The organism is Plantibacter auratus, from assembly GCF_050587365.1.
Lineage (GTDB): Bacteria > Actinomycetota > Actinomycetes > Actinomycetales > Microbacteriaceae > Plantibacter > Plantibacter auratus.
In genome coordinates this window covers 65,246-78,674 of record NZ_JBOBFV010000002.1, presented here as the reverse complement: position 1 = coordinate 78,674, position 13,429 = coordinate 65,246, and the positions used below count along the sequence as shown (strand labels likewise).

The following is a 13,429-nucleotide window of genomic DNA, read 5'->3' as shown; positions in this document are numbered from 1 at the left end:
TCCTTCGGCTGCCGCGTCCGGCGGGGGCGCCGAGGTCGTCCGCGAGCAGTGCACCCAGGCTAGGCAGCGGCTCGCGCCGTGGCAGTCGACAGTCTGTCCATGCAAACGGTGTTTGTTGGACGATCCGGCAACCATGCGTAGACTCGCGCCATGGCACCGACGCTGCAGGACCTCCTCGACCACCGTGCGCTCGGCCTGAAGCTCGTGGTGGCGGGGTCCGAGGGTGCGCTCGACCGGCAGGTCGCCTGGGTCTCCGGGTCGGACCTGCCGGACCCCACGCCGTTCCTCCTCGCCGACCAGGTGCTGCTCACGACGGGCACGCAGTTCGGGACCGCGGTGTCGACGACGCAGGTCGAGGCGTACGTCGCCCGTCTCGCCGACGCCGGTGTCGCCGGACTGGGGTTCGGCACCGAGGTGATCACGGCAGGGACGCCGCCGGAACTCGCCGAGGCCTGCGCGGCGCACGGGATGCCGCTCATCGAGGTCCCGTACCGCACGCCGTTCATCGCCGTCATCCGGTACGCGGCCGACCTCCTCACCGAGGCGGCGCGGGCGAGGGACGCCTGGGCCCTGGGTGCCCAGCGCGCCATCGCGTTCGCCGCGCTCCGCCCCGACACGACGGCCGCCGTCGTCACCGAACTCGCGCGGTCGCTCGGTGCCTGGGTCGTGCTCTTCGACGCGCATGCGACCCCGGTGGCGATCGCGGGCGACGGGCCCACCGCCGGTCCCGAGACCGAGCGCCTCCTGGAGCGGGTGGCCGGCGAGGCCACCATGCTCCTCAGCCGCGGGCAGCGGTCGGGTGCGACGCTCGCGAGCCGCACCCGCACGGTCTCGCTCCAGACCCTCGGTCGGCGTGGGGACCTCCGGGGTGTCCTCGCCATCGCCGGGACCGACGGCCCCCTGGACGCCGCAGCCCAGAGCGTCGTCACCTCCGTCGTCGCCATCGCCGGGCTCACCCTCGAGCAGGGCGGCGCGCTCGGACGGGCTGGGCGCTCGCTGCGCACCGGCGTCTGGCAGCTGCTCCGCGCCGGACAGACCACCGCGGCGCGTGAGGTCGCCGAACAGCTCGGTACGCCGTTGCCGACCGGAGCGGTTCGCGTCGGCGTCTGCTCCGGGCCGACCGAGGCACGCGAGGCACTCCTCACCGAGCTGGAACGGGCCGAGACGCTCAGTCCAGGTTCGCTCTTCGTCGCCGAGCAGGACGGACGGCCCGTCCTCCTCCTCGCAGCGGCCGAGGTGGACACCGAGACGGACGTCGATCGGGCGGTCGAGGCGGTGATCGCGGCGGCCCCCGCTCGGCGGCTCGGCCTCTCCCGAGCCGTCGCGCTCGCTGAACTGACGACGGGGATCGAGCAGGCGGTCTCCGCACACGAGCACGCCGTCTCCGCCGGCGAGGCCGTCGTACGGTTCGGGGCGCTCGCCGCAGCGGGGATGGCAGGGTTGCTCGACCCCGTCCGCGCCGCCGCCGTGGCCGAGGAACTGCTCGAGCCCGTGCTCCGCGTCGACCGCGATGAGGGCTCCGACCTCGTGCCGAGCCTCCGCGGCTGGCTCGAGGCGAACGGGCAGTGGGAGCCCGCCGCGCGGCGACTCGGGATCCATCGACACACACTCCGCAACCGCATCACCCGGGTCGAACAGGTGCTCGGGCGACCCCTCGACACCTTCGCCGCTCGGGCCGAACTCTGGCTCGCGCTGGTCAGCCTGGGAGCCTCCGGTTCGGTCATTCCACGCTGACGCGCACCGATCCTCGTTCGCCCGCCGTGGCCAGGCGTGGCCTGCGAGCGGGCTCCGATTCGTTTCGAAATTTGAGTTGACGACCAACTAAGATCCACATATATTTAAAATATGACTGGACAAGAGCTCCCTTTGCGGCTGAACTACTCGCTCATGGTCGCTGAAACCGATGACGGACTTGCGCTCCATGTCGCGGACGCTGAGCCCTTCACTGTCCGCGGCGACTACGCTCTTCTCCTCGCTGTCCTCGGTGCGGTCAATGCCGCTCGCAACGAATCAGAGATCGCCGCAGTGCTGGCAGACGCCTATACCGAGGAACGGGTGCGAGAGGTTCTCTCCTTCGCTCGTGCTCACAACCTGTTGAAGTCCGTGGCTCTGACGGATCGCATAGTCGCCGAGAGTCTCGGCAAGTGGGACAGGCAGATCAGAAACTTCACCAACCTCAGCGGCATCGATGATGATGCGGCAGTGGACCTGCACCGCCGGCTTGTGAATGCACACGTACTCATCGTCGGTGTTGGTGGTGTCGGAGGCTATGTGGCATCTGCTTCCGCCATGATCGGTATCGGCCGGATATCTATCGTCGACTTCGACTCGGTGGAGCTCAGCAACACATCGCGTCAAGTGTTGTATACGGAGGCAGACATTGGGCGGCGCAAGCTTGATGTGGCTGTTTCGGAACTCACTCGTAGAGCCCCTAGTGCATCGATTCATGCTGTCGACTGCGAGATCACGGATGATCAATCCATGGTCGAGGTGGTCGAGACAGCCAAATCCCTCAACGGGGCAATCGATTTGTTGGTCCTCTGCGCCGATCAACCGCGAGGAGAGATCACATATATTGTGGACCGTGCCAGCCAGTCGGCAGGTGTTCCTTTTCTCGTCTGCAGTCCTCATGATTTCTCGCACGCCTCAGTCGGACCACTCGTCATCCCGGGCATCACCAAGAGCTACTCTGATGCGTTCCCCAGTACCATAATTAGAACAGACAATGTGCTCGTACAGGCGGTGAACGCACAATTCACCGCGAACATCATGGAGCCTTACAACGGAATCGCCGCAAAAATGGCGATGATTGAAATCGTCAAGTTTATCACCGGCTATGCTCGTCCATTTGTTCAGGACCGCGTGGTCAACCTTGATACCGCCGATTGGTCCGTGACCGTCCATGAGATCGACTAACTCGGAGGCTCTTCCAGTTGCCGTCCGATCTGCCGAGAACACCTACGAGGCGCTGAGCGTTCTCAAGAAGCGGGGATTTATTGACCTCGATCTTGCGACGGTAGATGCACGCCGCTACGCATCGGATGGGCCGGCACTACGACGTATTCTCGATGAGGCTAAGACGGTAGGTGAATTCCTGAAGAGGCTACCCGAGCTTGGTGCGGAGTTCGGCTGCCTCATCGAGCGGTTGGAGCAGGTCGGCGGCCGCAGTTCGGTGTGGTCCGGTAACGACGAGAAGCAGGCGCAACGTCCGCAATTCTTACAGCCGATGATTCCGTGGCGCGGGTCAGCTGCACGCACCTCGGAGCTCGCCGCCGCAGAGATTGTCCTCTCGAAGAGGACGAGGAACAACCTCCTGGTTTGTGGGCCCGCCGGAAGCGGAAAGACGGCGCTCGTGGAGTTGATCGCAGAATCGCGTCCGGAACTCGGACCATTCTGGCGAGTCGACTCTGGTGCGCTCGTAGGCGGGACGAAGCACCGAGGAGAACTCGAGGAACGCCTCCGCGATCTGTATCGCTATGCCCTGGCGACGGGATCCGTCATGTTCATCGACGAAATCCATGCGCTCGCTCGGATGGGTGTCGCAGAAGGATCGATCAGCGCGCTCGACGTACTCAAGCCATATCTCGTCGACCCTCACTTTCGCGTCATCGGAGCGACCACGACGCTCGAGCTCCCGTTCGTCATAGCCGACCCCGCGTTCCATCGACGATTCTCCGTCCTGCATCTCAAGAGCCTCACCCGCGAACAGCTTCGTACCGTGTTTACCGATTACCTGTCCACCTCCCTCGAACTGGTCCCGCTCAAGTCCAGCTTCGACGCAATCATCGAGTTTGTGGACGTCATCAGATCCGATACAAGTCGGGTCGACGCGATGCTCGATTTCCTGGAGCACGGAGAGGCCTGGATCCGCGTACACGGGGCGTCCGGAATTGAAACGAGCGCGCTTTTCAAATCGATCTCGTCGAGCTACGAGGAGTTCCGAGCCTGTCGAGATCCTTCTTCAGGACAGCACAGGAGAGGAGGTGAAGGATGAACAACGACACTCAGCTGGTTGCAGGTGCGTTCGCGATCGTGGCAACCGACGCGCAGACTGTGACCGCCATGCGTAACAACGCTTCAACGCCGTAAATCACGGGTGGGCGGAGCGGTCGCTCCTGGCTGCTCCGCCCGTTCCCGTCATGGAGAGGGACCTTCGCGTGCGTATGAGTGCGTACTTCGGCGTGAGTGCCGGCTTCACTATCGGTCGTGTGCTTCCGCAGGCGGTGCTGACGCCGATCTTGTTGGAGAAAGGCCTCCAGTTCGACACGATCATCTGGACGCAGCTGATCTACATGGTCGTTCTCACGGTGACCCAGTTCCCGGCTGGACTGCTCGCTGACAGGTACTCGCGCAAGCGCCTGTACGTGCTATCGATCCTCGTCGTCGGCGTGGCATACAGCATCATCTGGTGCGGCGACGGGCTCGCAGCCATGTGCAGCGCCTGGGCGATCTACGCCGTGGGCATGGCACTCAACGGCTCGACGATGGACATCCATTTCGCAACCTTGCTCCGCGAGGATGACCAAGCGTTCCGCAGGTTCTTCGTCGTCGATCGGAATGTGGTGCTCTGCGCCACGATCGCTAGCGCCAGTGCGACGACAGTGCTGTATCCGCTTGTCGCGTCCGACGTGTACGTCCTGTCGGTCGCGTTGTTCGTCGGTTCGGCAGTCTGGGGTGCATTCTGCCTGCCGGAAACAGCAGTGGTTCGCCGATCCAGAATGGAGCCGCCGCCACGACTTCTCGCATCGCTACGAGAGGATCGTTACATCGTGTCAGCGGTCCTCCTCGTCGCCCTGACGCAGTTGGCATTCACGCCGTTCTTTCAGATGTGGCAGATGGTCTTTCTCGATTCAGGCCTGACCGCTGCATGGTTCGGACTGATCTTCGTGCTCTTCCAGTGCGTCAACATCGCCGCGAACGCCGCGTGGAGACGCCTACCTCACCGGACCTGGATGAGTCCTGCGCTGCTGTGCCTGATCGCCCTCATCGGTTGTGGAATCGTCGCATTCGACAGCCTGATTCGCGTCCTCCTCGTCGTCATCCTGCCCTTCCCGCTGTTCCTGTACTCGAATTCGCTGGTGTTCTCGCTGCAAACGCGCGCGCCTGCAGCGTTGCTGTCCTCCATGAACGCCCTCATGGGCACGGGCAACACCATCGGTGCGTTCCTGATGCTCGGTCTAAGCCTGCTCGGACTGCAGGTGTTCACCCCGGGAATGCTCCTCGGCATCAGCCTGATCGTCTGTGCGGTCGCGTCAGTCGCATTGCTGACCGGGTCGATGGTCGCCCGGAATCTGCGGCGCCGTGCACTCCGCTCGACGGAGCCGGACCACACTCGGTGACATCTGCTCTGGCTCGCGCTGGTCAGCCTGCCGGACGGCGATGCGTTGCGGTCCCGCGCGGCCGTTCTGTAGCCTCGACCGCACGGCGCGCGTGTGCTCCGTGGAACCACGAAGGGGGCAGCGCGCATGAGGATACGAACGGTGGTCGGCCGGGTGCCGGTCACGATCGCCCTGGTGCTGGTCGTCCTCGTCGTCGGGGTCGTCGGGCGTGGCCTCTGGGAGTCGACCGCGGCGCAACCGTGGTGGGACGCGGTCGCCTACGGCCTGCCCGCCTTCGAGGCCGGGCGCTGGTGGACCCCCGTCACCGGGACGTTCCTCGTCGTGGAGCCGTGGGCCTACGTGTTCGCGGTGATCGGGTTCGCCTGGGTCGGCCTGCTGGAGTGGTGGCGGGGATCGAAGGTGGCGCTCATCACCTTCGCCGCCGGTCAGCTCGTCGCCGTCCTCGCCACCGCCGGGTTCCTCTGGGCCGCGAGTCAGCTGCCCTGGCCGTGGGCGACGAGCCTCGCCGGGATGCTCGACGTCGGTCCCTCCGGCGGGACGATGGCGTGCTTCGCCGCGTGTGTGTCGCTCTTCGCCTCACCGTGGCGGCAGCGGGGCTGGATCATCGTCGCGTCCTACGCCGCGATCGGGGTCCTCTTCATCGGCTCGCTCGCGGACCTCGAGCACGCCTTCGCGGTGCTCTTCGTCCTCGCGGTGAACCGTTCCTTCCGCATCCAGCGGGCCAGCGTGCGCGAGCGTCGACTGCTCGCGTTCACGACGAGCGTGGCCCTCGGTGTCGTCCAGATCGTCGCCCTGCTCGTGCCGACCAACGGCCCGTTCGGTCCGACCGCTCCGGCGGAGGGGCCGTGGCTCGACGTCGCGATCGACACGGTCGTGATCATCCTGGTCGCCAACGGCCTGCGGCTCGGTCGCCGGTGGGCATGGGTGCTGAGTGTCGTCTGGGCGATCCTCAACGTCCTGGTCGCGGTCCTGTACCTGGCGCTGTCTCCGTTGGACCCCGCCGAGCTCCCGATCGACTGGGGCGACACCGACGTGTTCCTGGCGACGTCGGTGCTCTGGCTCGCCTTCCTCGTCTACCTCGTCGCGACCCGCAGTGCGTTCTCGTCCCACCGACGCCGGCAGCTCGGCGTCGCGCGGAAGCAACAGCAGGACCTGCCGTCGGCGGACGACGCCCGCGCGCTCATCCGGACCGAGGGCGGCGGCTCGCTCTCCTGGATGGCCACGTGGGACGGCATGGAGTACTTCCGCACCTCGGTGGGCCTCGTGCCGTACCAGAAGCACGCCGGTGTCGCGATCGTGCTCGCCGACCCGCTCGGTCCACCGGAGCACCTGCGGGCGAGCGTCGCGGAGTTCGTCCAGGCGGCCGAGCGTGACTCCCTCATCCCGTGCTTCTTCAGTTCCAGCCGGGCGACGAAGGACGCGATGCCCGAGGGATGGCGCGACCTCATCATCGCCGACGACACGATCGTCGACCTCCCGGGTCTCGCGTTCACCGGCAAGGCCTGGTCGAACATCCGCACGGCGCTCAACAAGGCCGAGCGCGAGGGGATGGTCTTCCGGATGAGCACCTACGCCGCCGAGACCTGGGGCGTCCGACAGCAGATCCGCGCCATCTCCGAGGGCTGGGTCGGCGACAAGGGTCTGCCGGAGATGCGGTTCACCCTCGGGACCCTGCAGGAGGCCGACGACCCCGAGGTCCGTCTGGCACTCGCGATCTCACCGGACGGCGACGTCGACGGCTTCCTCAGCTGGCTTCCGGTCTTCGGCCCCGACGGCGAGCACCGCGGGTGGACGCTCGACCTCATGCGGCGACGCGAAGAGGGCTTCGGTTCGGTCATGGAGTTCCTCATCGCCTCCTCGGCCAAGGTCTTCGCCGAGGAGGGCGCGCAGATCCTCTCGCTCTCGGGCGCGCCGCTCGCGCACCGGGTGGAGGACGACGAGGGGCGCATCGCGCACCTGCTGGGTCAGCTCAGCGGCATCCTGGAGCCGGTGTACGGCTTCTCGTCCCTCCACCGGTTCAAGCAGAAGTTCAACCCCCGATCTGAGCCGATCTACCTCCTGTACCGCGACGAGGGCGACCTCACGCGGATCGCCGCGGCGCTCACCCGCGCGTTCCTGCCGGACGCGACGCTCCGCCAGTTCGCCGGCGCCGGGATCGACATGCTCAAGCGCGACTGAGCGGAGGCCGACCCTCAGGCGGTGTCGCCGCCCGGGAGGCCGGCGGCGCCGAGGTGCGTCGCCCCGCGGGACCGCGCACGCTGCTCCGCGAGCGCGGCGGCGAACTCCGCCTCCCAGCCGGAAGCGACCTCGATGCCGAGGCGCCCGGCCTCCTCGATGGTCAGCTCCTTCGGGAAGCCGTTCGTATCCGACAGTCGGAACACGTCGTGTCCCGTCATGACCCGCCCGGCGTACCCCTGGACCATCTGGAGGCCTGCGCCCAGCGTGCGTCGGAACGACTGCTCCTCCTTGACGAGGACGGCGACGACCTCGTCGCGGGCGGCGGCCACCTCCGGGTAGTCGTCGGCGTACAAGCCGGCGATGACGGGCACGATCTCACCGAAGAAATTCTCGTGGAGGTCGAGCGAGAGTGCGAGCCGGATCGCCCGTCGGAGCAGCCGCCGCATGACGTAGCCCTGCTCCTTGTTCGACGGACGCACGCCGTCCACGGCCAGGAAGGTCGCACCCCGCAGGTGGTCGGCGATGATGCGCATGGCGGCGGTCTCGTCCTCGTAGCGTTTCCCGGTGAGCTCCTGGAGTCGCTCGACGATGGGCCACAGGAGCGAGATGCGGAAGACGTCGTCGGAGTCGATCGACGCGGCGGCGATGCGTTCGAGGCCGCCACCGAAGTCCACGTTGCGTCTGGCGAGTTCCTCGAACGAGCCGTCCTCGCGTCGGCGGTACTGCATGAACACCTGGTTGCCGATCTCCATGAACCGTCCGCCGTCGCTCGCGGGATGCGCGAGGCCGTAGGACGGATCCTGGAACTCGGGGCCGAAGTCGTAGAACACCTCGCTGTCGGGGCCGCACGGGTCGCCGATCGGGGTGCCCTCGAGTGACCCGCCGCGGGACCACCAGTTCTCGCCGCCGTCGTAGAAGAAGATCCGCTCTCCGGGCCGCACCCCGCGCGCGTCGCCGTCGGCCTGGGAGCCGATCTCCGCGATCCCGTTGGAGACCCCGCGTTCGGCGAACACGGACGCCCAGATCGACGCGGCCTCGTCGTCGCGTGGGATGCCGTTCGCGGGATCGCCGATGAAGCAGGTGACGGAGATCCGCTCCGGATCCAGCCCGACGATGTCGACCAGGAAGGTGAAGAACTGCCGGATCTGCGTCTCCTTGAAGTAGTCGCCGAGCGACCAGTTGCCGAGCATCTCGAAGAAGGTGGTGTGTCGGTTGTCGCCGACGTCCTCGATGTCCTGGGCACGGACGCACGGCTGGCTGTCGGTCAGCCGCCGCCCGTCGGGGTGCTCCTCACCGAGGAGGTACGGCAGGAGTGCCTGCATGCCGCTGCCGTTGAACAGGGTGCTCGTGTCGCCCCGCGGGACGAGCGGTGCCCGTTTGATCAGCGCGTGGCCGTTCCGTTCGAGGAAGTCGAGGTAGGCGTTGCGGATCTCGTGGGCGTCCATGCCGACACGATTCCAGCTTTCGGGCCCGAGGGGAAGCCGGTCGGCGCGGCGACCTGGGCCACTGCGGTCGCGGGTCACCGGCCGTCACGCCGCGAGGGGGTCTCGACGCCCCGATCGTCCTGGAATGCGGCCCCCGGCGAGCCGCTCGGACCATAATGTACGAAATGCGGCCCCTCCAAGCGGCCCGCGGGCCGACACGGAGCCCGGAGACGACGAAGGATGTTTGGTGAGGCGATGACGAAATTCTGGCGGTCCCGATCGGCTGGCGTGCTCTCGGCGGTGGTGATGGCGCTGCTCGCCACATCGGTCGGCATCGCGCCCGCGGCGTCAGCCGACAGCGACACCCCGTCGGGCGAACCGGTCGCCGTCGAGGACGGCATGGGAGCCGAGCTTCGAGCGGAGGAACAGCAGCGCAGAGTGGCGCCCGCGCCCCTCGGTGAGGCGAGCGTCCCGGCCCGCGCCGACGGCCAGCTCTTCGGTATCGACATCGCCACGTCGCAGACCAACATCGACCTCCAGGCGTTCAAGGCGGCGGGTGGGCAGTTCACGATCATCAAGATGGGCGGCGGGAACGCCTCGGACAGCCCCTACGTCGCGCCCGCCTACCGTGCGCAACTCGCCCGTGCGCGAGCCGCAGGACTCCTCGTGGGTCACTACTGGATGAACGGCGACAAGAACGGTCTCACGCCGACAGCCGCGGCGGACTACTTCGTCGCACAGAGCGACATCCGCATCGGCGAGGTCGTCGCGCTCGACATTGAGGCCATCGACGGCGTCGCGGCGTACACGCCCGCGCAGGCCATGGAGTGGATCCAGCGTGTGCAGCAGAGCTACCCCGGCCTCAAGGTGCTCATCTACCTCAACCAGAACGCGGTCAACAACGGCGATTGGAGTGCGGTCGCGAACGCCGGCCACCCGTTGTGGGTTGCGGTGTGGGGCTCGAACAACGGGGCGCCGAACGGTTCGCCGCAGCTGACCCGGAACTGGTCCGACTGGTCGATGTGGCAGTACTCGAGCCGCGGCGTGGTGGCCGGGTTCTCCGGTGCCGTGGACGTGAACCTCGCGAAGGCCGACACGTTCACCCGGAACGGTTGGGCCCCGGTCGACCGGCTGGCCGGCTCCGATCGCTTCGGCACCGCCGTCGCCGTGTCGCAACGAGCGTTCCCCAGCGGGAACGCCGGCGTCGCCTACGTGGCCAACGCGCTCTCCGCGCCGGACGCCCTGTCGGCAGCGCCTGCAGCGGCCAAGGAGAACGGCCCGGTGCTGCTCACCCTCGCCGACGCCGTACCCGAGGCGGTGATGACCGAGCTGCGTCGTCTCAAGCCGAAGACCATCAAGGTCGTCGGCGGTGAACAAGCCGTCTCGGCAGCGGCGCTCGCGCAGCTCAGTACCGTCGCACCCGTCGTGCGGTACGCGGGCGACGACCGCTTCGCGACCTCGTTGGCGGTCGCGAGCGAGGTCTTCCCGGCAGCCGACAAGGCGTTCATCGCCACCGGACTCAGCTTCGCCGATGCGCTCACCGGGGCGGCGGCGATCTCCGACGCAGGGCCCATGCTGCTCGTCGACGGCACCGCACCGACCGCCGACGCCGCCACGCTCGGTCGTCTGGCCGCCATGGACGTGAAGAGCGTCTACATCGCGGGAGGCACGGTGTCGGTGTCGCAGGGCATCGCGGACGGCATCGGGAGCCAGGAGGGAGCCGGGAACGTCATCCGACTGGCGGGGTCCGACCGGTTCGAGACCGCGGTGGTCATCAACTCGGAGTTCTTCAAGGACTCCTCGCCCGCGACGTTCTACCTGGCCACCGGGAGCGACTTCGCCGATGCACTCACGGGTGGCGCCCTCGCCGCCCTGAAACACGCGCCGCTCTACCTCTCCAGGCAGTACTGCATCCCTCCGACGACGAACGCGGTCCTCCGGGCCAACGCGTCGAACGTCACGTTGCTCGGCGGAGTGAGCGTCCTCAACGAGAACGTCGGTCGTCTGCTCTCCTGCTGACGCAGCGCGGGGTGCCGCCCGGTGCTCCGGCAGCGGCAGCGGTCACGCGGGCCGCTGCCGGCATGTCGCGTCGATTCAGTCGTGGAGCGAGCGCAGGGCGGTCACGACGTCGTCGTGCCAGCGGCGGGCCGCAGGGAGCACGCCGCCGAAGATGGGGGTGTCGTGCGTCGCGCCCAGGTACATCGTCCCGCTCGCGTCGACGCCGTCGGCCCGGAGCGCGGCGAGGTAGGCCGCGCCGTCGCCGCGGAGCGGGTCGTACTCGGCCGTGAGGATCACGGCGCGGGGGAGGTCCGCGTGCGACCGCGCGAGGAGGGGCGACGCGTGCGGCTCCTTCGCCTGACGTCGATCCAGGAGGTAGGTCTTCGCGACGGAACGGAGCTCGTTGATCGCGAAGATCCTCGGGATGCCCATCTCCCGCACGGGACGGAGGTCGATGTGGCCGCCGGTCAGGTCCGTGACCGGCACCTCGAGCAGCTGGAGTCGGATGGGCAGCCGGCCGCGTTCACGATTCACGAGCGTGAGCGCCGCCGCGATGCTGCCGCCGGCGGACACCCCGGCGACGGCGATCCGCCCCGAGTCGATCCCGAGCGTCGCGGCCTCGGCGAACAGCCACTCGAGCGCCGCGTGGGCCTGCTCCAGCTGGGTCGGGTACCGGTGCTCGGGAGCGAGCGCGTAATCGACGGCGGCGATGACCACGCCGGCGTCGGCCGCCCGACGACGGAACCCCGCGTCGGTCGTCGGGTAGTCGATCCCGCCGATGCGGAACGCCCCACCGAAGAAGGACAGGACCGCGGGCACCGCCTGGTCGCCGTCGGACGTCGGCGGGTGGTAGAGCCGGATCCGGACGTCGGGGAAGCCGGCGACCGGGATCGTGTGCTCCTCGATGCGCAGCTGCGGGCCCGCGACGCCGACGGTCGCGAGCTCCTTCTTGTCCCAGTTCCGCGCGGCCTTGCGGTGCTGTGCGCGCGTCTTCTTGCGGCGGGGTGCGGCGGTGGTGGCCTTCGCCGTCGGGCTCGAGGGCTTCGCCTTCGGCCCGGCGGCCTTCGGGGAGGTCGCCGTCGGGTCCGCCGCGGGAGCGGGCTTCGGGCGCGCGACGGTGGTCGTCTTCGGTCGCAGGAAGAAGGCCTTCGCCTGCTCGAGTGCGGTCGAGATGAGGTAGGCGCGGTGCGTCCGCGCTCGTTCGACGAAGATCGGGTCGAGGGGCAAACGACTCACCTGCTCTGCTGCTCGGATGGGCGGATTCCAGCAGTCTAGGCGGCACGGCGGACGACGGCCGTGGCTTGCCTGATCGATCCTTCCGCGGGGCTTCACCTCCTGTTCACCGGGAAGCCCGGCCCTGTTCGGGCGCCGCTCGTAGCGTGATCACACGTACGGCACACAGCAGTGCCCGCGTCGGTCACTCGCGGTTCCGATCCACCGGAGCCACGCGCGGAGCGGGCGGGTGCATCGGTCCTTCTGAAAGGTACGTCCCAGCACATGAAGCTCTCCCTCACCCGCGTCGCTGCGCTCGGCGCCGCCGCCCTCCTCTCGATCGGCCTGGCCGCCTGCTCGAGCGCCACCGCCAGCGACACCGGTTCCGCCGCGGCCGGGACCTTCGCGGTCGACGACCAGACCCTCGTCTTCGGCGTCGTCCCCGACTCGGTCGACACGCAGACCAACTACCAGCCGCTCATGGACTACATCGCCCAGGAGACCGGCAAGAAGGTCGAGTACCACGAGTCGACCGACTACGCGGCCCTCATCGAGGCGGCCGTCGCCGGGAAGATCGACGTCGCCTCCTTCTCCGGCTTCACCTACGTGACCGCGCTCAACAACGGGGCCAAGATCACGCCGATCTCGTCGATCATCACCGTCAAGGGGCAGGAGCCGGGCTACTACTCCGAGGCGATCGTCCCGAAGGACTCGTCGATCACGAAGATCGAGGAGTTCAAGGGCAAGAAGGTCTGCTTCGTGGACCCGTCCTCGACGTCCGGGTACCTGTTCCCGAGCTACAACCTGCTCGAGGCCGGCATCGACCCCGAGAAGGACATCACCCCGGTCTTCGCCGGCAAGCACGACGTCTCGGTGACGAAGACCGCCGAGGGCGTCGAGTGCGAGGCGGGCTTCGCCGAGGACTCCGAGGTCGAGAAGAACGACGGCGTGAAGGTCATCGACCGCACGATGGTCCCCGGTGCGCCGATCGTCGAGTCCGACTCGCTGCCCGCCGACGTGAAGGAGAAGCTCGAGAAGGCCCTGTCCGAGGTCACGATCGACCAGATCATCGACTCCGGCGTGAAGAGCGCCGACAGCGACGCCTTCCGCGCGACCTTCTACGGCACCTCGCCGGTCGACGACGCGTACTACGACACCATCCGCGACATCTGCAAGAAGACCAACGCCAAGCAGTGCCAGGCCTGACCTGAGCGCCGGTCCCGCCCTTCGACAAGCGGTTCCTGAGCTTGTCGAAGGGCAGTGACCGGTGCTCCGGTA

At 67.6% G+C, this 13,429-nt stretch carries 9 protein-coding genes; 7 read left to right on the top strand and 2 right to left on the bottom strand.

Annotation, left to right across the window (positions count from 1 at the left end; all coding sequences use genetic code 11):
• Positions 1-150: 150 nt before the first annotated feature.
• The 5 genes from ACQ3HE_RS07470 (at position 151) to ACQ3HE_RS07450 (ending at position 7,517) form a co-directional block, all read left to right on the top strand.
• Positions 151-1,734 carry a PucR family transcriptional regulator ligand-binding domain-containing protein gene (locus tag ACQ3HE_RS07470; protein WP_430891992.1) on the top strand — a complete coding sequence of 528 codons (1,584 nt, stop codon included), beginning with the start codon at positions 151-153 and terminating at the stop codon, positions 1,732-1,734.
• Between the two features lie 111 nt (positions 1,735-1,845).
• The gene (locus tag ACQ3HE_RS07465) at positions 1,846-2,916 is read left to right on the top strand and encodes a ThiF family adenylyltransferase (RefSeq protein WP_430891991.1); all 1,071 of its coding nucleotides are present in this window, start codon (positions 1,846-1,848) and stop codon (positions 2,914-2,916) included.
• Positions 2,903-3,994, top strand: a complete 1,092-nt coding sequence (locus ACQ3HE_RS07460) for an AAA family ATPase (RefSeq protein WP_430891990.1) — start codon at positions 2,903-2,905, stop codon at positions 3,992-3,994. Before ACQ3HE_RS07465 ends, ACQ3HE_RS07460 begins: the two co-directional genes overlap by 14 nt.
• A 169-nt stretch (positions 3,995-4,163) precedes the next feature.
• Positions 4,164-5,339 (top strand): MFS transporter, encoded by a 1,176-nt coding sequence (locus tag ACQ3HE_RS07455; RefSeq protein WP_430891989.1) that lies wholly within the window; start codon positions 4,164-4,166, stop codon positions 5,337-5,339.
• A 126-nt stretch (positions 5,340-5,465) separates the two neighbouring features.
• Entirely contained in the window at positions 5,466-7,517 is a 2,052-nt protein-coding gene (locus ACQ3HE_RS07450; RefSeq protein ID WP_430891988.1) for a bifunctional lysylphosphatidylglycerol flippase/synthetase MprF, read from the top strand.
• Positions 7,518-7,531: 14 nt separating this feature from the next.
• Here ACQ3HE_RS07450 and ACQ3HE_RS07445 read toward each other — a convergent pair whose 3' ends face one another.
• Positions 7,532-8,962 (bottom strand): alanine--tRNA ligase-related protein, encoded by a 1,431-nt coding sequence (locus ACQ3HE_RS07445; protein WP_159877686.1) that lies wholly within the window; start codon positions 8,960-8,962, stop codon positions 7,532-7,534.
• A gap of 234 nt (positions 8,963-9,196) precedes the next feature.
• On the opposite strand from ACQ3HE_RS07445, the gene ACQ3HE_RS07440 reads away from it, so the two are divergent.
• Entirely contained in the window at positions 9,197-10,960 is a 1,764-nt protein-coding gene (locus ACQ3HE_RS07440; RefSeq protein ID WP_430891987.1) for a cell wall-binding repeat-containing protein, read from the top strand.
• A 75-nt stretch (positions 10,961-11,035) separates the two neighbouring features.
• Here the strand turns inward: ACQ3HE_RS07440 and ACQ3HE_RS07435 are convergent, their stop codons facing one another.
• A complete protein-coding gene (locus ACQ3HE_RS07435; RefSeq protein ID WP_430891986.1) occupies positions 11,036-12,175 on the bottom strand; it encodes an alpha/beta hydrolase in 1,140 nt (379 codons plus the stop codon).
• A gap of 261 nt (positions 12,176-12,436) precedes the next feature.
• Between ACQ3HE_RS07435 and ACQ3HE_RS07430 the strand changes: the two genes are divergently transcribed.
• Positions 12,437-13,357, top strand: coding sequence for a phosphate/phosphite/phosphonate ABC transporter substrate-binding protein (locus ACQ3HE_RS07430; protein ID WP_124768654.1), 921 nt, complete (start codon positions 12,437-12,439; stop codon positions 13,355-13,357).
• The last annotated feature ends 72 nt before the right edge of the window (positions 13,358-13,429 follow it).